This is a genomic window from Chryseobacterium sp. CH21 (assembly GCF_004119445.1).
In the GTDB taxonomy this organism is placed as follows: Bacteria; Bacteroidota; Bacteroidia; order Flavobacteriales; family Weeksellaceae; genus Chryseobacterium.
Genome location: NZ_QICI01000071.1, coordinates 50,316 through 68,397 on the forward strand (window position 1 = coordinate 50,316; position 18,082 = coordinate 68,397).

Consider the following 18,082-nt stretch of genomic DNA (forward strand, 5'->3'; position numbering starts at 1 on the left):
TGTAAAACCGATGTCTTATTCCCCAATAAAATCCGGTTTTATTTTTTACTGTTATGTAAAGATAACCTGCTAAAATAACAAAAAATATGTCAGACTCTAGCAGATTATCCTTCAAAATTATCTTCTTCTTCCTCCCAGGCCAAACATTCCGAGAATAGCTTTTGCTCCTTCCCTCATTAATGTAGAGGTAAAAGTACGGCCAGCTTTACTCTGTAACACCTGTTCAAACATTCCAGGCTCTTCTTTTACAGGTCTTGCCTTTTGAGCAGGAGTTGGGTTTTGTGCCGCCTGTTCCATTCTATTCGTTAGCATTTCATAAGCAGACTCTCTGTCAACTGCCTGCTCATATTTTGCAACAAGTGCAGATTTTGAGGTCAGATCAGAGATTTCAGCCGGACTCAATACATCCATTCTTGATTCCGGAGAGATCAGATAGGTATGTACCAATGGAGTAGGAATACCTTTTTCGTCAAGAGCAGTAACAAATGCTTCTCCAATTCCTAAATTCTGGATCAGACTTGACGCATTGTAATATTCTGTGGTAGGATAGTTTTCGACAGCTTTGGTAATTTCTTTTTTATCTTTTGCCGTAAAGCCTCTTAATGCATGCTGTATTTTCAATCCCAATTGAGAAAGAACATTTTCAGGCACATCACCAGGAATCTGAGTAATAAAATAGATCCCAACTCCTTTGGAACGGATCAGTTTTACCATGGTTTCAATCTGCGAAAGAAGGGCTTTGGACGCTTCATCAAAAATCAGGTGGGCTTCATCTATAAATAACACCAGCTTTGGCTTACCGCTATCTCCTTCTTCCGGAAACGTCATATAAATTTCCGCAAAAAGTGAAAGCATAAATGTTGAGAAAAGTTGTGGCTTATTCTGAATATCTGCTACTCTTAATATATTTACGACTCCTTTTCCGTCTCTTGTTTCCAGTAAATCCTGAACATCAAAGCTTAGCTCACCGAAAAACCCTGCTGCACCCTGTTGTTCCAAGGCTACAATAGATCTTAAAATCGTTCCGAGAGACGATGATGCAATGGATCCGTAATTAGCAGCAAGCTCCGCTTTTCCCTGTGCATTATCGGTTACATACTGCAAAACTTTCTTCAAATCATTAAGATCAATCAATGGAAGTCCTTTATCATCACAGTATTTGAAGACGATAGACATGATGCTTTGCTGCGTATCATTCAGTTCAAGAATTTTGCTGAGTAAAACTGGTCCGAATTCTGTAACAGTAGCTCGCAATTTCACGCCATCACCTCCGGAAATACTCATCAATTCTACCGGAAAGGCTTGCGGAGTATAAGGAAGCTGTGTTTTAGCATACCTTTCTTCAATAACAGGATTCATCTGGCCTGCTTCTGCAATTCCGGAGAAATCCCCCTTAATATCCAGAACCAAAGAAGGAATTCCTGCATGGGAAAGCTGTTCTGCAAATACCTGTAATGTTTTTGTCTTACCAGTTCCTGTAGCTCCGGCAATAAGACCATGACGGTTAATTGTTTTCAGGGGAATGGTTACATTTACTTCTGTCACCACTTCGCCATCCAACATTCCTTTTCCTAATATAATATGCTCTCCTTTGGGAGTGTATCTTGCGTTAAGTTCTTCAATAAATTGTGTTTTGTCTGCCATTTGATCGCTTTTTTAAACTTATAAATATAAAATTTTTTAGAAGATGTTTTTAAATATTTTCCAATGAACATTTCTCTATTCCTCTAGAAAATAAAATTCTTACCTGCTTAAGCAAATTTTAAACCACGTCTATTAAGTCTGAACAACAAACCTGTTCTATGCACAAACATGATATAAAACAGCATTCATCTGTTGTCTCTATATAAGGCATTCTTTTTGCTTGAAAAGCTGTACATACTAAACGTATGTTTAACAAAGTATTGAAAGAAACTATCAATGGAATTTAACATTTCATTTAGAATTTATCTAATACTTCGTATCTTTAACTCATTAAAAAAAGACCCCAATGAAAATTGAACAAATATATACGGGCTGTCTGGCTCAGGGTGCCTATTATATTGTATCAGAGAATGAAGCAGTGATTATAGATCCTTTAAGGGAGGTAAAACCTTATCTGGATCGTCTGGAAAAAGACAATGTCACTTTAAAATATATTTTTGAAACTCATTTCCATGCTGATTTCGTATCAGGACATTTGGATTTAAGCAAGAAAACAGGTGCTCCGATTGTATACGGCCCTACTGCCGCTCCGGAATTTGAAGCCATTATAGCTGAAGATGATCAGATTTTTGAGATCGGAAAAGTAAAAATAAAGGTAATGCACACTCCGGGACATACTATGGAAAGCAGCACTTATCTTTTAATAGACGAAAATGGTGTTGAAACTGCAATTTTTACAGGTGATACATTGTTTTTAGGTGATGTGGGAAGACCAGATCTTGCACAGAAAGCGACTAATCTTACTCAGGAAGATCTTGCAGGGATTCTGTATGACAGCCTTCAGAACAAAATCATGCCATTGGATGACAGCATTACGGTTTATCCAGCTCATGGAGCCGGATCTGCTTGTGGAAAAAATATGCAGAAGGAAACAGTAGACATTTTAGGAAACCAAAAGAAGACAAATTACGCTCTTAATCAACCAAATAAAGCATCTTTCATCAGAGAGGTTCTGGATGGTTTAACCGCTCCTCCAAAATATTTCGGAATGAATGTCGCTTTAAACAAAGGTGGATATGAAAGTCTTGATGTCGTAATGAACAAAGGTTTACAACCCGTTGCACCGGAAGATTTCGAGGCTTTGGCAGAGGAAACAGGAGCATTAATTTTAGATACAAGAGGAGCTGCGGATTTCCATAAAGGATTTGTTCCGAACGCTATCAATATAGGACTGAAAGGTGATTTCGCCCCATGGGTAGGAACACTTATTGTAGATGTAAAACATCCTTTATTACTGGTAACAGACGAAGGTACTGAAGAGGAAGTGATCACCAGACTAAGCCGAGTAGGTTTTGACAATGTGATAGGATATCTGAAAGGAAGTTTTGAAGCATGGAACAATGCAGGTATGGAAACTGACGAGGTTAAAAGAATCACTCCGGCTGAATTTGCAGAGCAGTTTACAGAAGAAGCAAAGGTAATTGATGTAAGAAAACTAACTGAGTATTCTGCAGAGCACATTGACAATGCTTACAATAAGCCGCTGGACACCATCAGTGATTGGGCTCGTACTATTGATGACTCTGAACATTTCTTTCTACACTGCGCAGGTGGTTACAGAAGTATGATTGCAGCAAGCATCCTTAACTCTCACGGAATCAGAAATTTCACTGAAATAGAAGGAGGATTTAATGGTATCAAAAAAACGGAAAAATTCCCGACTACTGATTTTGTTTGTCAATCCAAAACATCTTAAGATCATAAAAAACTAAACTATGTCACAAAAATTTCAGGAAATTATTGATTCCGAAAGACCTGTATTGATTGATTTTTTCGCTACATGGTGCCAACCCTGTAAAGTACAGTCTTCGGTATTAAATACAGTAAAAGAAAATATAGGCGAAGGAGCCAGAATCATCAAGGTTGATGTAGACCAATATCCCGCACTGGCAGCTCAATACGGAGTGCGTGGAGTTCCTACACTGGCCATTTTCAAAAAAGGAGAAATGCTCTGGAAGGAAAGTGGTGTTCATGATGTGAATACCCTCACACAACTTTTACAAGAATATGCTTAAAGCTGTGATTTTTCACAGTTTTTTGTTTTTTATAATTCCCGCAGATTGCAAAGATTTTCACAGATGATTATGCTTATTTTTTTTATATAGAAATTAAAAATCTGTGAAGATCTGCGAAATCTGTGGGAAAATCCTAAAATTCAATAGAAAAAGAATCTCTGTCATTTAAAAACTGGAAGTGTTTTCTAAAATCTTTCAATTCCTCCATATATAATTCTGCAGATACAAGATTTCCATGTTTCTGGGAAATTTCTTTTCCATCCCCAAAGAAGCAGTGGGAGCTTTCCTGATAAAACAGATTATTTCCATCTGTCCCGATTCTGTTTAAACCAAATACAAAAGATAAATTTTCAATAGCTCTGGCTTTCAGTAAATGTTCCCATGCCCCTACTCTTTTCTCAGGCCAGTTGGCAACATATAAAATGGCATCATAATCATCATTATTCCTTGCAAAAACAGGAAAACGCAGATCATAGCACACCTGAAGGAGGAAACGTATTCCCTTATACTCAACAATTACTCTGTCTTTTCCAGGTGTATACACTTTATCTTCTCCGGAAAAGGAAAACAAGTGTCTTTTGTCATAAAAAGAGATTGTACCGTCCGGCTGTACAAAATACATTCTGTTATAAAAATTTCCATTCTGCTCTACGGGAGCACTTCCACAGAATGCTGCATTTTTCTCTTTTGAAATCTTTTTTAAAAATTCCAGAGATTCATTATTTCTGTCCGAGACTTCAGAAGCATCCATACAGAAACCTGTAGAAAACATTTCCGGGAGAAGAAATATGTCTGCCTCCGCATTTTGCAGTTCGTTTTCTATGAGTTTAAAATTCTCAGTTTTATTTTTCCAGATGATATCTAAATTAAGTCCTACAACTTTCATCTTTTATTCTTTTAAATTATTCCAAATATGAAGTATAAAAATACAGTTTTTATGATTAAAAAAAGGGAATTAACTGATTGAAAAATGAGTTTTATCTATAATAATCAAGCTTTATTTCTTAATAATTTATTAAAGTCTTCCATTTTTAGAGTACTGTCATTCTTTCGGTTTCATTTTTGATAGAGATATTTTTTATTAATATCCTTAAAAATTAGAAATTTATGAAGAAATTGTTTTTTATGGTGATGATCTGCTTTTTTGGTGCTATGGCGAATGCTCAGGCCTGGACAGGAAAGGGAGATCAGAAAATACAACTGGGGCTGAGTGCCTGGGGATATGGAACCGGAGTAACGGGAACTTATGATTATGGACTCAATCAACTTATTTCAGTAGGAGCCGGAATTAACGGTTACTTTGACAATTATAAAAACAACGATAAGGATAATCGTGTTTTTGTTTTCGGGAGACTGAATTTTCACTTGCAAGAGGCTTTAAATCTACCTTCAAAATGGGACATTTATCCTGGTGTAGACCTTGGAGTATTAGGAAGAGACTTCGGAGTAGGTGCTCACATAGGAGCAAGATACTTCTTCACGGAGAAAATAGGAGTTTTTGCAGAGGTAGGTAATAATGGCAGTCTTGGTGTTTCTTTCAATTTATAATCAAATCGTCCTTAAATATGACAAAGCTTCTCGTTTCGAGGAGCTTTTTTATTTGGCATAGTTTTGATAATTGTTACCTTTGCAAATTAAAATCTAAAATTTATTAATGGAAATAGCAATCAAACTTTTTCAGTTCATTCTGAGCATCTCTATACTTGTGCTTCTTCATGAGCTTGGGCATTTTTTACCGGCAATATGGTTCAAGACCAGAGCAGAGAAGTTTTTCCTGTTTTTTGATCCTTACTTTTCTATATTCTCCATGAAGAAAATCAACGGAAAATGGCAGTATAAGTTTTTATCAAAAAATTTACCGGATTCTGAAGTAATAGAAGTGAATGGAAAGAAGGAAGAAGTTCCTATCGATATATCAAAACTTCCGGACAACGACTGGAGAAAACATCCTGAACAAACGAAATATGGTATCGGATGGCTTCCTTTCGGAGGGTATGTGAAAATTGCCGGAATGGTAGATGAAAGCATGGATACTGCCCAAATGAGAAAACCGGCAGAGCCATGGGAATTCAGATCAAAACCGGCTTGGCAGAGACTGATCATTATGTTGGGAGGGGTTACAGTTAACTTTTTCCTTGCATGGTTAATCTACAGCTGTCTGTCTTTCTTCAACGGGGAGACGTATACGGATATCACTAAATTCAACAATGGTATTGAAGCAACTTCAGCCGGAAAGAAAATGGGATTCCAGAATGGTGACAAAATTATCAGCGTAGACGGAAAACCTGCAGAAAGACTTGAAAATACTTCAATCAATATTCTTTTAGGAGATCATGTAACGGTAGACAGAAACGGACAGGAAGTTACTTTCCCGGTAAATGCAGATGGTGTAGCAGATGTTCTTAAACAAAGAGAAGCAAAACTATACATCACTCCAAGAGTTTCTATGGTTATTGACTCATTGGCAACTCCTGCTTCTCAGGCATCTGGTCTTGCAAAAGGAGATAAAATTGTAGGAATCAACGGTAAGAAGGCGGCTTTCTTTGATGAAGTAAGTGCTCTTTTAAGTGAAAATAAAGGTAAAACAATTTCTGTAGACGTTGAAAGAAACGGAGCTGTACAGACATTACCAGCAGTTTCTGTTGATAAAAACGGAAAACTTGGGATCGCAATTGATACAAAAAGCATCGCTAAAGATATTGTAACGAATAAAAAATATTCTTTCGGTGAGGCTATTCCAAGAGGATTTACAAGAACTATTGAAGCGTTAACCACTCAGGTTAAGCAGTTCAAAATTATGTTCAACTCTAAAGTTCAGGGTTATAAGAACGTTGGAGGACCTATTGCTATTGTAAAGAACATGCCTGTAGATAAAGATGCAGACGGAAGCTTTAAAATCAACTGGGTTGCTTTCTGGAGTTTTACAGCAATGTTCTCAGTATGGTTGGCATTCCTTAACCTAATTCCGATTCCAGGACTTGATGGTGGGCACGTTTTATTTACTTTATATGAAATTATTGTAGGAAAACCAGTTCCGCAAAAGGTTTTAGAAAATGCGCAGATGATTGGAGTTATCTTCCTGCTAGGATTGATGTTACTGATCTTCGGAAGCGACATCTTCAAGGTATTTACAGGGAAATTATAATTTTTTTAAAATTTTTCTTAAAAATATTTGTAGGGTATAAATATTCGTCCTATATTTGCACCACTTAAAACAAAGGACATTCCTCCTTAGCTCAGTTGGTTAGAGCATCTGACTGTTAATCAGAGGGTCGCTGGTTCGAGCCCAGCAGGAGGAGCAAAAAGACTTACATTTCTGTAAGTCTTTTTTTGTACTTTACTCTGAACAATTATACAGCTATAACTAAAAAAGGAAGGCTTAGAGTGTTTTACCTCAGTAATTTAAATTTAACACAAAGATTTAATGTCTTATTCTCAATTTTTAAGGAAGCAAAGATATACATCAATAAAGTTGATTCTTTTGAAGCGTACACATAACCATTCAGCTTCATCAGCGACATTGTCACTTTCTTAGCTTCATTAACAATAGGATGACTAAATATAACCTTTGCGTTTTTTTATAACTAATGAGTCTGACACAAAAAAAGACAGATATTTGTTATTTTTCTTCAATCATTAAATATTCATCCGTTTCAATGAATATCATCAGTCTTTAAGGCATTTTACCTGTAACGATTTCCTTAATACTCCGACTATTCTTTTATAGAGTAAAATTTTCCTCTACCACGACAAAGAATAATAAAACCCAAATATAGTATTGTATAAATACCCAATTGTACCATGAAGAAAACTATTATTTCATTATTAACAGCATTTTCTATTATAGGAATTTCTGCGCAGGAAAGGTCTTATTTTTTATCAAGTCCTTCCTTAAGCCCTGATGGAAAAACAGCTTATTTCGCTTATGATGGTGATATCTGGAAAGCAGATTCCAATGGAGGAAATGCTTCAAGAATTACTGCCCTGGATGGAGAAGAAATCAATCCCCGTCTTTCACCTGATGGAAAATGGCTGGCATTCAGTTCTAACCAATATGGAAATTATGATGTTTATGTAATGCCTGCAGGAGGAGGAACGATCAAACAGTTAACCTTCCACACGGGAAGAGACGAAATGGAAAGCTGGGCATGGGACAGCAAAACCATCTATTTTACTTCCAGCAGAAATAATAATTTCGGCAGTTTTAAAACTACAATTGAAGGAAAAACACCTCAAAAGCTTTTCAATAATTATTTCAATAACACCAATGGCCTTGTAGAAACGCCCGCAGGAGAATATCTTTTCACAAGCTCTTCGGAAAGTGCTCATCAGGTACAGCGTAAACGTTATAAGGGAGAAAACAATCCCGATATTCTTGGATATAACCCAAAAAGTAACTCTTTCAAGCAGTATACCAACTATGAAGGAAAAGACTTCAATCCAAGCGTAGATAAAAACGGTATTATTTATTTTATTTCTGATGAAAATAATGGAGAATACAATCTTTATAAACTCGAAAATGGCCAAAAGACCGCTTTAACGCAATTTGACACTTCGATTAAAAAGCCGTTTGTTTCAGCGGACGGATCAAAAGTTATCTTCGAAAAAGATTATCAGCTTTACACCTATGACGTTGCTTCAAAAAATACAACTCCTCTCCATATCGGCCTGAATACCAATAAAACATTGGAAAAAGAACAAAATTTCAATGTAGAAAACAATATTTCCTATTATGACGTCTCTCCTGATGGTAAAAAAATGGCGTTCATAAGCCGTGGCATCATATTCGTCTCAGATATTGAAGGAAAATTTGCACAACAGGTTTCTGATGGAAAAGAACGTGCAATGGAGGTAAAATGGCTGAAAGACAACCGTACTTTACTTTATAATCAAACTTATAATGGTTACCAAAACTGGTTTACAATTCAGGCAGACGGAAAAGGCCAGCCCAAACAATTAACGGAAGATTTACGAAACAACCGGAACATCACTTTGAATAGTGACCTTTCAAAAGCCGTTTACTTAAGCGGAAGAGATGAAGTAAGATTATTGGATTTAAAAAGCCTTAAATCTACCACCATTGTAAAAGACGAAATCTGGGCATTCCAAAACTCAAGACCATCTTTTTCGCCTAATGATGAATATGTACTGTTCTCTGCAAAAAGAAACTTCGAGCTTGATATTTTCATCTATAATATCAAAAAAGCACAGACACTGAACCTTACCAATACCGGAGTTTCAGAAGAGGATCCCGTGTGGTCGCCTAATGGCAAATATATTTATTTTGCGAGCGACCGAACCAATCCGTCTTATCCTTTAGGGATGCAGAAGTCTAACATTTACCGTATGGCTCTGGATTGGTTTGACGAACCTTTTAAATCTGAAAAATTTGACAAACTTTTCACTGAAGAAAAGAAGGATGAAAAATCTTCCGATAAAGCAAAAAGCAAAGACAAGAAGGGCAAAAAAGAGGATGACAAGGATAAAGAGAAAAAGGAAGAAAAAGAACCTGTAATTAAAGAATTGAAGGTTAATTCTGAAGATACTTTGGACAGAATTGAACTGGTTACCGACCGATATGGATACCAGGATGATCCGGCAGTCTTCAATGATGATAAGAAAGAGGTTCTTCTTTTCAACTCTAATCAGGATAATGGAAAAAGACAGCTGTTTAAAAAGGTTTTCACAGATTTCGAGCCTGCTAAATCTGAAAAAGTATTCGATAAAGCAGCTTATTATCTAACAAAAAATGAGAAAAACCTATTCGCACTGATAGAAGGTAACATCTATAAAACAACCTTAGCAGCTTTAAAACCTGAGAAAATAAGCATCCAGTATAGTTTTGATAAAGATCTGGCATCCGAATTTACTCAGATGTATGCCGAAGCATGGACAGGTGTGGAGGAAAACTTCTACGACGAAAAATTCCATGGTATTGACTGGAAAGCGAAAAGAGAACAGTACGCGAAATATCTTCCGTATGTACACAACAGAAATGATCTCCGAATTTTATTGAATGATCTTCTGGGTGAGCTTAATTCTTCACATACCGGATTTTCGTCTACCGGAAAAGAGGAAACAATGTATCTGAACTATTTTACAAACGAAACTGGAATTATCTTCAAACAAGATCAGCCTTACACCGTAGAAAGCATTCTTAGAAAATCTCCGGCTTACCGCTCAGGAGTTGACATCAAACCTGGTGATCAGCTGACTTCTGTAAACGGAAAGAAGATTGACACCAATGAAAATATCGAAACTTATTTTACAAGTCCGAAAAAACAGGAAGAGCTTGTTCTGACTTTCAATCGTGATGGCAAAAATGTAACAACGAAAATACATCCGATTTCGAACGGAGAATTAAAAGGATTGCTTTATGATGATTGGATCTACAACAATCACCAGCGTGTAGATAAGCTTAGCAACAATCGTATCGCTTATTCCTGCATGAAAAATATGTCTACCGATGAGCTAGACCGCTTCCTTTTGGATATGGTAGAACAAGAAAACAGAAAAGACGCTGTAATTCTTGATTTACGCTATAACACTGGTGGAAACGTACATGACAAAGTATTGAATTTCCTATCTCAAAAGCCTTATTTACAATGGAAATACCGTGAAGGAAAAATAACTACCCAACCCAATTTTGCTCCTTCCGGAAAACCTATTGTTCTTTTAATTAATGAAGCTTCACTAAGTGACGCCGAAATGACCGCAGCTGGATTCAAGGCCTTGAAACTGGGTAAAATTATTGGTCAGGATACGTACCGCTGGATTATTTTCACATCAGCTAAAGGTTTGGTAGACGGATCTTCTTACAGATTACCTTCCTGGGGAACATATACTCTGGACGGACAAAATCTAGAAAAAACAGGAGTAAAACCAGACATCTATGTTAAAAATACCTTTATGGACCGTCTTCAGAACAATGATCCCCAGTTGGATAGAGCTGTTCAGGAAATCCTTAAAGATTTAAAGAAATAAACATTTCAGAATCATAATAAAAAGACTTACAGAAATGTAGGTCTTTTTTATAACCTCTTTGTTCTTTGAAATGATATAATCGTCTGATTAAATATTTTTATATCAGCTATAAAAAATCAGCATGAAAAGAATGTTATTCAGAAGTTGGATAAGCTAAAACTTAATTATAAATCAAATTTTTTCGATAACAACAATTTGACTCCTTATAAACTATTAAATCAAAAATTATATGATTATTTATGTTGAAAAACTTCTAACTTTTTATCTCAACAAAGTTGTATAAAAATAAAAACCAACCCCTGAGAAAGTTTTTTTACAAAGGTCATTATCCTATTTGTAATATTTATTTGAAGGTATTTAGAATTCAACAAAAAATAATCAAAATATTTCTTATTGAATTTCAATACATTTACTTAAAAATCTCTTTGAATAAGGGAGAAAAACTTGACTGATATTAATATTCCTATTATATTTGCACCACTTAAAACAAAGGAAATTCCTCCTTAGCTCAGTTGGTTAGAGCATCTGACTGTTAATCAGAGGGTCGCTGGTTCGAGCCCAGCAGGAGGAGCAAAAGACTTACATTTCTGTAAGTCTTTTTTTATTTATAAATTGTAAAGAAGTAATGTAAGAATGCTTACTCTTTTCATTTGCAATTAATCCTCTGATTCTTATTCATTAAGCGTTAAAATTTCTCATTTAATTTTAATGAATGCGTATATAATTTTCGCTACATTTGCCGTTTTATACTATAGAATAAAAATATTTTATTTTTTTACCTATTTTTTAAATAAACTGCATGCTTTTTGTTTATGCTAATTGCCTGAAGAAACGAATGATGTTAAACAATAACTCCCAAAAACACTATCTTTTATTTTTTTTCCTGATCCTCTCCGGTTCCGTATGTGCTCAAAACCGGGCCAGCGGCAAGATTGTTGACGAAAAAAACAATAAAGAACTCAGTAAAGTTGATATTTTTATCAACAACGACAAAACATCTTCCCTGACGACCACTTCAGGTAATTTCACTATTCAGTCAGACAGCATCATTCAAAAGTTAAAATTCTCCAGAAAAGGGTATACTACAGAAACGCTTGACATTACTTCTGAAAATGCTGATCATATTTTCGTACAGCTATCACAGGCAAAAGTAAGTGACATTCAGGAAATTGTCCTTCAAAGCGGTAAAACAAAATACAAGAGCAAAAAAGAAAACCCAGCTTATGCTATCATGCAGAAAGTCTGGTCACATAAAAGAAACAATGGTCTTGAGAAATTCGATACTTATTCTTACAAAGAATACGAAAAGACCCAGTTTGATCTTAACAACATAGACAGTACGTTTATGAAGAAAAAGATTTTCAACAAACTGGATTTCATTTTCAGCTACGCTGATTCTACCGCAAGCGGAAGATTGGGACTTCCTATTTTTCTGAATGAAGCCGTTTATGAAAATTATGGTAAAAACAGACCGGATAAAGACAGCAAAAGAACATTGGTTGCTCAAAAAACATCTGGCTTTCAAGACAATCAGGTGATTACAGTTTCAGCAAAAAACCTGTACCGTGATATTAATATCTACGACAATACCCTGAATTATTTCGACATTGGTTTTCAAAGCCCTGTCGGAACTGATGGTTTCAGCACTTACGACTATAGCTTGATGGATACCATTACCATTCGTGGTGAAAAGGCTTTTCAGATCAGATATCAGCCAAAGAGAAAAGACATCCTTGCATTTCAGGGAAACCTTTATATAGACACAGATACTTATGCTGTGCTAGGAGCAACATTAAAATCTACACAGAAAATCAATGTCAACTTTGTCAACAGTGTATATACTCAGTTAGAATATGACAATCCTGATGATGAAACATTTCTTCCTAAAAAATTGATCACTGAATTTGAAATGAGCCCTTTTTCAAAAAAGAAAGGATCTAAAAGTATTATTGCCAAAAGATCAGTAGATTATTCCGATTATCAATTTAATAAACCTCTTGATCCGAAAGTATTCAAACGCACCGAAGAAGAATATGAAGACAAGTTCACCAATAAAGACGATGCATATTGGGTAAAAGCCAGACCTGATACACTATCCAAATCAGAGCAGGGCGTTTATAACATGCTTGATCAGCTTCAGCAGACTCCAAAATTCAACAGGATGGTAAAACTGTTTGAAACATTAGGTTCACGCTATTATAATGCCTTTAAAGGAATAGATATTGGGCCTATCTTCTCTATTTACGGAAGAAATGAAGTAGAAGGTGACAGAATAAGATTAGGAGCCAGAACTTATTTCGGATTGAATGATACCTGGAGAGCGCAGTTTTACACAGCGTATGGGTTCAAAGACCAACAGTTTAAATATGGAGTGGAAGCAAGATATATGTTCAATAAGCTTAACCGCTTTATGATTGGAGCAGGAACCAGCAGAGATATTGTTCAGCTTGGGGGACAGCTTACATCAGGTGATGGTGTTACGCCGCAATCCTCATCTACCAGTACCTTTTTTGCAAGAGGAGAAAACATTTCTTTAAGTTCTGTAAACAAAACAAGTGTTTTTGCTGCTATTGAACCATGGAAGAACTTCCAGATAAGAGTAGACGGAGTGATGCAGAGCATTAAATCTGCCATTCCGGAGAAATTCAACCTGATGTATTATAAGGACGGACAGTTGAGACAAACAGTTAATGACTCGCACGTTACCATCAGTTTAATTGCCAAACCTGGCGCAAAATTCTCACAAACTGGTATTGACCGCTACCAAGCCAGAAACTTAGCTCCAACTATCGTTTTAAGATATACACGAGGTATTGAAGGATTATTTAATGCCGATTTCAATTATGACAAACTTCAATTCATGCTTTATAAGCCGTTTTTAATTGGAAATATGGGAAAATTAGTGGTTAACTTCGAAGCTGGAAAGAACTTCAATACAGTTCCTTTGGCACTACAGAATATTATTCCTGCCAACCTTTCATATGGTCTGGTACCGAATACATTCTCTCAGCTTAACTACTATGAGTTTGTAGCAGATGCTTATACTACGCTTCAGCTGGAACATCATTTTAACGGGAAGATCCTTTCTTATATTCCATTGATTAAAAAACTGAAACTTAGAGAGGTTGCATTCATCAGAGGAGCCTACGGGACGTTAAGTGATGCTTCTAAGGCGATTAACGTAGAAGGTTTTAGATACTCTGCACCAAGTGAACATATTTATTATGAATACGGATTCGGAATTGAAAATATAGGTATCGGAAACCTTAGAATCTTCAGGGTAGATTTCAACTGGAGAGGAAATTATCTTGACAAACCGGATATCTCTAAATTCGGTGTTAAAGCAGGATTTCAGGTAGGATTCTAAACAGAGTTTAATATAAAACAGGTTCGGCGGCTTCAAAGAAGCCGCCGAACCTTTATCTTTAGTTTTATAAAAATCAGAGATGATGATTAAAAGCATTCACAAGGCTCTTCTACATCAAGAAGGCAGCGCATTTTTTGCTCTTTTGTCAAGCCGCACCATGTACCGCATGAAGTAATTGGTTTTGATGGGCACCACACTGTAGCAGCTCCTCCATTGATTTCTTTAAGGTTCTTCTTTGTTAATTTTTTCAAATTTTTCATGATTATATTTAGTTTTATTTGTTGCCTACTCTCTGTGCTTTTCGGCTTCCGCAATGTTTTTTTTATTTGATTACAGACAAATATATAAATATTTCACTACTGTAAGATATTCTTTAGTTTTTTTAACTTAAAATAAAAGCTGAATCTATTTAAATGTTCAGCTTTATCCGAAATCTCAAAGAAGTTTAGGTTTCTATTATTTATTCAAAGCATTCCGTGCAGGGTTGTGAAAGCATGCAGTGTGATTTCTGCCATGGAGACCAATTGCACCATTCATCACAGGACTGAAACATAGAAGGACAAACTGCTGCCACTCCGCCAGCTATTTCTTTTAAATTCTTTCTGGTCAATTTTCTTACATTTTTCATAGTTATTCTGTTTTAATATTTGCCTACTCTTTATGCTTTTCGGCTTTTGCAACTGATTCATAATTGGACAGTTAACAAATATAAAGTATTTCACCAACAAATGAATATTTTAAAAATCAGAAAATAAAAAAACCTCAGTAAAAACTGAGGTTTTAATTTTTATAAAACGCTTTTAATTATGCGTTTGGTTCTACAGATACGAAAGATCTGTTGTTTGCTTTCTTTCTGAAAACTACTTTACCATCTACTAATGCAAACAAAGTGTGATCTTTACCGATTCCCACGTTATCACCTGGGTGGTGCTGAGTACCTCTTTGTCTAACAATAATATTTCCGGCAATAGCTGCTTGTCCTCCGAAAATCTTCACACCTAATCTTTTAGAGTGAGACTCTCTACCGTTCTTGGAACTACCGACTCCTTTCTTGTGTGCCATTTTATTACTGGATTATTTATTAAGTGCTTTAAATTGATCAATATTCTTGATGATAGCAGCATCTACTTCTTCATGAGTAAGAATATTTTTTTCTAATTCCACTTTAACTGCTTTACCTAAAGTAATTAAAGTTTCTCTGTTCTCTTTAGACTGAGACAAGTTGTTTTTCTTTAAGTGATAGTTCAATTCGTGATCTTCACCAAAGTTAACAGTTGCGTTGTCTGAAAGAACTTCACCTTTCACAGTTTCTTTTTTAGCAGCAGCTTTTTTAGCTCCACCTTCAAAACCAGTAATACCAGTGATTACGATTTGAGTTAAAGATTGTCTGTGACCGTTTTTCACTTTGTAACCTTTTCTTCTTTTCTTTTTGAAAACGATTACTTTATCAGCTTTAACGTGGTCAAGGATCTCTGCTTCTACAGTGATTCCGTTTACAGCTGGGGCGCCTACAGTGATTGCACCGTTTACAGTAAGAAGAACTTTATCGAAAGAAACTTTTCCTCCTTTATCTCCTTTTAAACGGTTTACAAACAACTTCTGGTCTTGCTCAACTTTGTATTGAAGCCCTGCTATTTCTACAATTGCAAACATTGTTTATAAATTTTTAGTTATTTCGAGGTGCAAATATACATATAAATTTCTAATTAGCTTACAATCAAAGCAATGTTTTTTTTAATAAAATCGTATTCACTATGTTTTGAATAATTTTTTTCAATAATGTACTCACACTTAAGAGATAATTTATTACCTTCGTTCTACCAAATTGAATTTATATATGAAAAGAAACTTTAATCTCTGCTTACTAGCAGGTGCCATTGCTGTAACTTCATTAACAGCATGTAGTGATGACCAAATGGACAACAATGTTCAACCTCAGACAGAAACACTGAATGCAAAAATTGATCAACCCGGAGACCTGGAAAAAACCTGCTCTTATGTAGACAACAACTGGAGCAACAATTCTGTTCTAGTGACAGGACTTCAAAACTCCACAGACACCAATTTTATGAATGCACAAATGACTAAAATTGCAAGCATGTGGGGAAGAAGCAATCCTCTTCTGCGATTTGTGAACGACCCTACCAATTTTAATTCTACCTACAATGCGATATCTTATGGCAATGGAAGAATTTATTATGGTTATGCTATCTATTATGATGCAAAAGCAAAAGGTGGTGATATTGTGAACGCAATGATCCTTGCGCACGAGTATGGACATCAGCTGCAATATATCTTTAACCTTCCTTCTGTAACAGAGTCTACTTACAGACCCAACGAACTTGAAGCGGACGGCTTTGCCGGATATTATTTGAGAAGACCTAATGGTTACAACAAAACCAATTTCTCCGAAATAGCCGCTGCTTATGAATTTGCCCAAAGCATTGGAGATTATCAGACGACCAGTGCAAACCACCATGGAACACCTGCACAGAGAAGATCAGCTGTTCGTTTAGGATTCCTTTTAGGACAGTATGACCTGAACGCTTCCAATTTTGATTACAACTTCTTCTATTATTATCAGGGAGTATTAAACGGAACTTATAAGATGGCTAAGAACACCGTAAATCCTGAAATTGACGCATACATGAGTCAATATATTGATGAGCTGAGAAAAATTCAGTCAGGAGAAATTTCTGCAGAAGAATTTAAACATCTTCAATAAACGAGAACATTCATTTTTAGCATATTTAAGAAAGGAGGCGGACAGTATGTTCCGCCCCTTTTTTGTTTTTAAAAGCTTTTATATTTTACCCAATCAATTTCTTTGTATTTTTGAAACAACAAAAAAAAGAACACTCAAGTAACTATAATGAACAGAGATCTCTACATTGATTTCGCCAAAGGATTGGCAACACTTTCTATCATATTTATCCATACCGCTTTCTGGTCTGGACAGTTTTATATTCCAGCAGAAGTAAGGGTATTCTCTCTGGTCTTTGATGTCGCTCTCTTTTATGCGCTCAGTGGTATTACTTCCGGAGCCAATATTGAAAAAACATTGTACCGTCTTCTGAAACTGCAGATCACTTATATGATTTTTGTGACCTTCCTGTTCTTTTTAGATTACTTCTTTAAAGTATCTGGACTCAATTTCTTTTCCATGGAATGGCTCCAAAGCTTTTACTCAACATTTGGTTCCAAATATTCCACAACCAGCATTTCTATCTACCCTCAATGGGAAAATCTGGGGAACTGGTACCTTCATCAATACACCAATGCTGATACTTTTCCGGTAGTAATGGGAAGTTTCTGGTACCTTAAAGTATATTATGTGCTCACAGTTTTTGGAGTTCTTATCTTAAGATTCTTTCCCAAACATATCAATTGGTTCATTGGACTTTGCATTGCTTTAACCTTATTATTCAACATCTTCCCGGAATATTATCCTACAGGGCAAGTTGGATATATTGCTTTTTATCTCGCTGTATTTTTAATCGGCCACACCATGCGTGGAAAAAAGATTCCCACCAAAGCAATTCCTATATTATACGCACTTGTAGGAGCAGCACTTATATGGATGTTCTGGTACTATGGAGGAGAGATCTTCTATAAAATCAATAAAAATAAATTTCCACCAAAAATTCCTTATATCATTTGGGCATTATTCTCTCTGGTGACCTTATTTATTCTTTACAACCGATTGAAAATAACAAAAGAAAACTTAATTACCTATATCGGAAAGAATGCTATTTTCTTCTATTTTGCACAGGGAATCAGCTCTTCGCTCGTTTACTTTCTGGTAGTTCCGTTAAAAGAAAATATGCCTTGGTGGCTTTTGATGATCCTTATTTATGGGATTAATATCATTTTAGCTTTCATTATTTCTGCAGGATTGAAAAAAGTAGATGCCACAGGTTGGAATATTCTTGAATTCTTAAGAAAGAAGACCGCATCTTAAGACTTTAAGGATCAAATTGAAATTAAAGTCACATTTCTTACCTCAATTTGT

General features: G+C 35.7%; 14 protein-coding genes and 2 tRNA genes. 10 read left to right on the top strand and 6 right to left on the bottom strand.

The window, feature by feature from the left end:
- Positions 1–117 precede the first annotated feature (117 nt).
- Positions 118–1,644, bottom strand: coding sequence for a helicase HerA-like domain-containing protein (locus BOQ62_RS15525; protein ID WP_129040903.1), 1,527 nt, complete (start codon positions 1,642–1,644; stop codon positions 118–120).
- 346 nt (positions 1,645–1,990) lie between these two features.
- Here BOQ62_RS15525 and BOQ62_RS15530 point away from each other — a divergent pair, with 346 nt between their 5' ends.
- Both BOQ62_RS15530 and BOQ62_RS15535 read left to right on the top strand, forming a co-directional pair.
- Positions 1,991–3,400: an MBL fold metallo-hydrolase gene (locus BOQ62_RS15530; protein WP_129040905.1), complete on the top strand. Its 1,410-nt coding sequence runs from the start codon at positions 1,991–1,993 to the stop codon at positions 3,398–3,400.
- 19 nt (positions 3,401–3,419) lie between these two features.
- Positions 3,420–3,719: a thioredoxin family protein gene (locus BOQ62_RS15535; protein ID WP_034692844.1), complete on the top strand. Its 300-nt coding sequence runs from the start codon at positions 3,420–3,422 to the stop codon at positions 3,717–3,719.
- Positions 3,720–3,852: 133 nt separating this feature from the next.
- Here BOQ62_RS15535 and BOQ62_RS15540 read toward each other — a convergent pair whose 3' ends face one another.
- Positions 3,853–4,605 carry a nitrilase family protein gene (locus BOQ62_RS15540; RefSeq protein ID WP_129040906.1) on the bottom strand — a complete coding sequence of 251 codons (753 nt, stop codon included), beginning with the start codon at positions 4,603–4,605 and terminating at the stop codon, positions 3,853–3,855.
- A gap of 221 nt (positions 4,606–4,826) precedes the next feature.
- Here BOQ62_RS15540 and BOQ62_RS15545 point away from each other — a divergent pair, with 221 nt between their 5' ends.
- The 6 genes from BOQ62_RS15545 (at position 4,827) to BOQ62_RS15570 (ending at position 14,070) form a co-directional block, all read left to right on the top strand.
- Complete coding sequence (locus tag BOQ62_RS15545) at positions 4,827–5,267, top strand: DUF6646 family protein (protein ID WP_129040908.1); 441 nt, start codon at positions 4,827–4,829, stop codon at positions 5,265–5,267.
- Between the two features lie 106 nt (positions 5,268–5,373).
- Complete coding sequence (rseP, locus tag BOQ62_RS15550; protein WP_129040910.1) at positions 5,374–6,864, top strand: RIP metalloprotease RseP; 1,491 nt, start codon at positions 5,374–5,376, stop codon at positions 6,862–6,864.
- Between the two features lie 80 nt (positions 6,865–6,944).
- Positions 6,945–7,018, top strand: a tRNA-Asn gene (locus tag BOQ62_RS15555).
- Positions 7,019–7,520: 502 nt separating this feature from the next.
- Positions 7,521–10,703 (top strand): S41 family peptidase, encoded by a 3,183-nt coding sequence (locus tag BOQ62_RS15560; protein ID WP_129040912.1) that lies wholly within the window; start codon positions 7,521–7,523, stop codon positions 10,701–10,703.
- Between the two features lie 497 nt (positions 10,704–11,200).
- Positions 11,201–11,274 (top strand) — tRNA-Asn (locus BOQ62_RS15565).
- 264 nt (positions 11,275–11,538) lie between these two features.
- Positions 11,539–14,070 (top strand): DUF5686 family protein, encoded by a 2,532-nt coding sequence (locus BOQ62_RS15570; RefSeq protein ID WP_228414198.1) that lies wholly within the window; start codon positions 11,539–11,541, stop codon positions 14,068–14,070.
- An 86-nt stretch (positions 14,071–14,156) separates the two neighbouring features.
- On the opposite strand, the gene BOQ62_RS22545 is transcribed toward BOQ62_RS15570, so the two are convergent.
- From BOQ62_RS22545 to rplU, 4 genes are all read right to left on the bottom strand, one after another.
- The gene (locus tag BOQ62_RS22545) at positions 14,157–14,330 is read right to left on the bottom strand and encodes a bacteriocin-like protein (RefSeq protein WP_164976765.1); all 174 of its coding nucleotides are present in this window, start codon (positions 14,328–14,330) and stop codon (positions 14,157–14,159) included.
- A gap of 200 nt (positions 14,331–14,530) precedes the next feature.
- Complete coding sequence (locus tag BOQ62_RS22550; protein ID WP_164976766.1) at positions 14,531–14,698, bottom strand: bacteriocin-like protein; 168 nt, start codon at positions 14,696–14,698, stop codon at positions 14,531–14,533.
- A gap of 176 nt (positions 14,699–14,874) precedes the next feature.
- Complete coding sequence (gene rpmA, locus BOQ62_RS15575; RefSeq protein ID WP_027372929.1) at positions 14,875–15,132, bottom strand: 50S ribosomal protein L27; 258 nt, start codon at positions 15,130–15,132, stop codon at positions 14,875–14,877.
- A gap of 12 nt (positions 15,133–15,144) precedes the next feature.
- The gene (rplU, locus tag BOQ62_RS15580; protein WP_076597840.1) at positions 15,145–15,723 is read right to left on the bottom strand and encodes a 50S ribosomal protein L21; all 579 of its coding nucleotides are present in this window, start codon (positions 15,721–15,723) and stop codon (positions 15,145–15,147) included.
- Between the two features lie 184 nt (positions 15,724–15,907).
- Between rplU and BOQ62_RS15585 the strand changes: the two genes are divergently transcribed.
- Positions 15,908–16,795, top strand: coding sequence for a metalloprotease (locus BOQ62_RS15585; RefSeq protein WP_129040916.1), 888 nt, complete (start codon positions 15,908–15,910; stop codon positions 16,793–16,795).
- Positions 16,796–16,942: 147 nt separating this feature from the next.
- Positions 16,943–18,031: an acyltransferase family protein gene (locus BOQ62_RS15590; RefSeq protein ID WP_129040918.1), complete on the top strand. Its 1,089-nt coding sequence runs from the start codon at positions 16,943–16,945 to the stop codon at positions 18,029–18,031.
- Positions 18,032–18,082: the final 51 nt, after the last annotated feature.

Coding starts and splice junctions, on each gene's coding strand:
- BOQ62_RS15525 (WP_129040903.1), bottom strand. CDS start 1,644: ATGGCAGACAAAACACAATTTATTGAAGAACTTAACGCAAGATACACT.
- BOQ62_RS15530 (WP_129040905.1), top strand. CDS start 1,991: ATGAAAATTGAACAAATATATACGGGCTGTCTGGCTCAGGGTGCCTAT.
- BOQ62_RS15535 (WP_034692844.1), top strand. CDS start 3,420: ATGTCACAAAAATTTCAGGAAATTATTGATTCCGAAAGACCTGTATTG.
- BOQ62_RS15540 (WP_129040906.1), bottom strand. CDS start 4,605: ATGAAAGTTGTAGGACTTAATTTAGATATCATCTGGAAAAATAAAACT.
- BOQ62_RS15545 (WP_129040908.1), top strand. CDS start 4,827: ATGAAGAAATTGTTTTTTATGGTGATGATCTGCTTTTTTGGTGCTATG.
- rseP (WP_129040910.1), top strand. CDS start 5,374: ATGGAAATAGCAATCAAACTTTTTCAGTTCATTCTGAGCATCTCTATA.
- BOQ62_RS15560 (WP_129040912.1), top strand. CDS start 7,521: ATGAAGAAAACTATTATTTCATTATTAACAGCATTTTCTATTATAGGA.
- BOQ62_RS15570 (WP_228414198.1), top strand. CDS start 11,539: ATGATGTTAAACAATAACTCCCAAAAACACTATCTTTTATTTTTTTTC.
- BOQ62_RS22545 (WP_164976765.1), bottom strand. CDS start 14,330: ATGAAAAATTTGAAAAAATTAACAAAGAAGAACCTTAAAGAAATCAAT.
- BOQ62_RS22550 (WP_164976766.1), bottom strand. CDS start 14,698: ATGAAAAATGTAAGAAAATTGACCAGAAAGAATTTAAAAGAAATAGCT.
- rpmA (WP_027372929.1), bottom strand. CDS start 15,132: ATGGCACACAAGAAAGGAGTCGGTAGTTCCAAGAACGGTAGAGAGTCT.
- rplU (WP_076597840.1), bottom strand. CDS start 15,723: ATGTTTGCAATTGTAGAAATAGCAGGGCTTCAATACAAAGTTGAGCAA.
- BOQ62_RS15585 (WP_129040916.1), top strand. CDS start 15,908: ATGAAAAGAAACTTTAATCTCTGCTTACTAGCAGGTGCCATTGCTGTA.
- BOQ62_RS15590 (WP_129040918.1), top strand. CDS start 16,943: ATGAACAGAGATCTCTACATTGATTTCGCCAAAGGATTGGCAACACTT.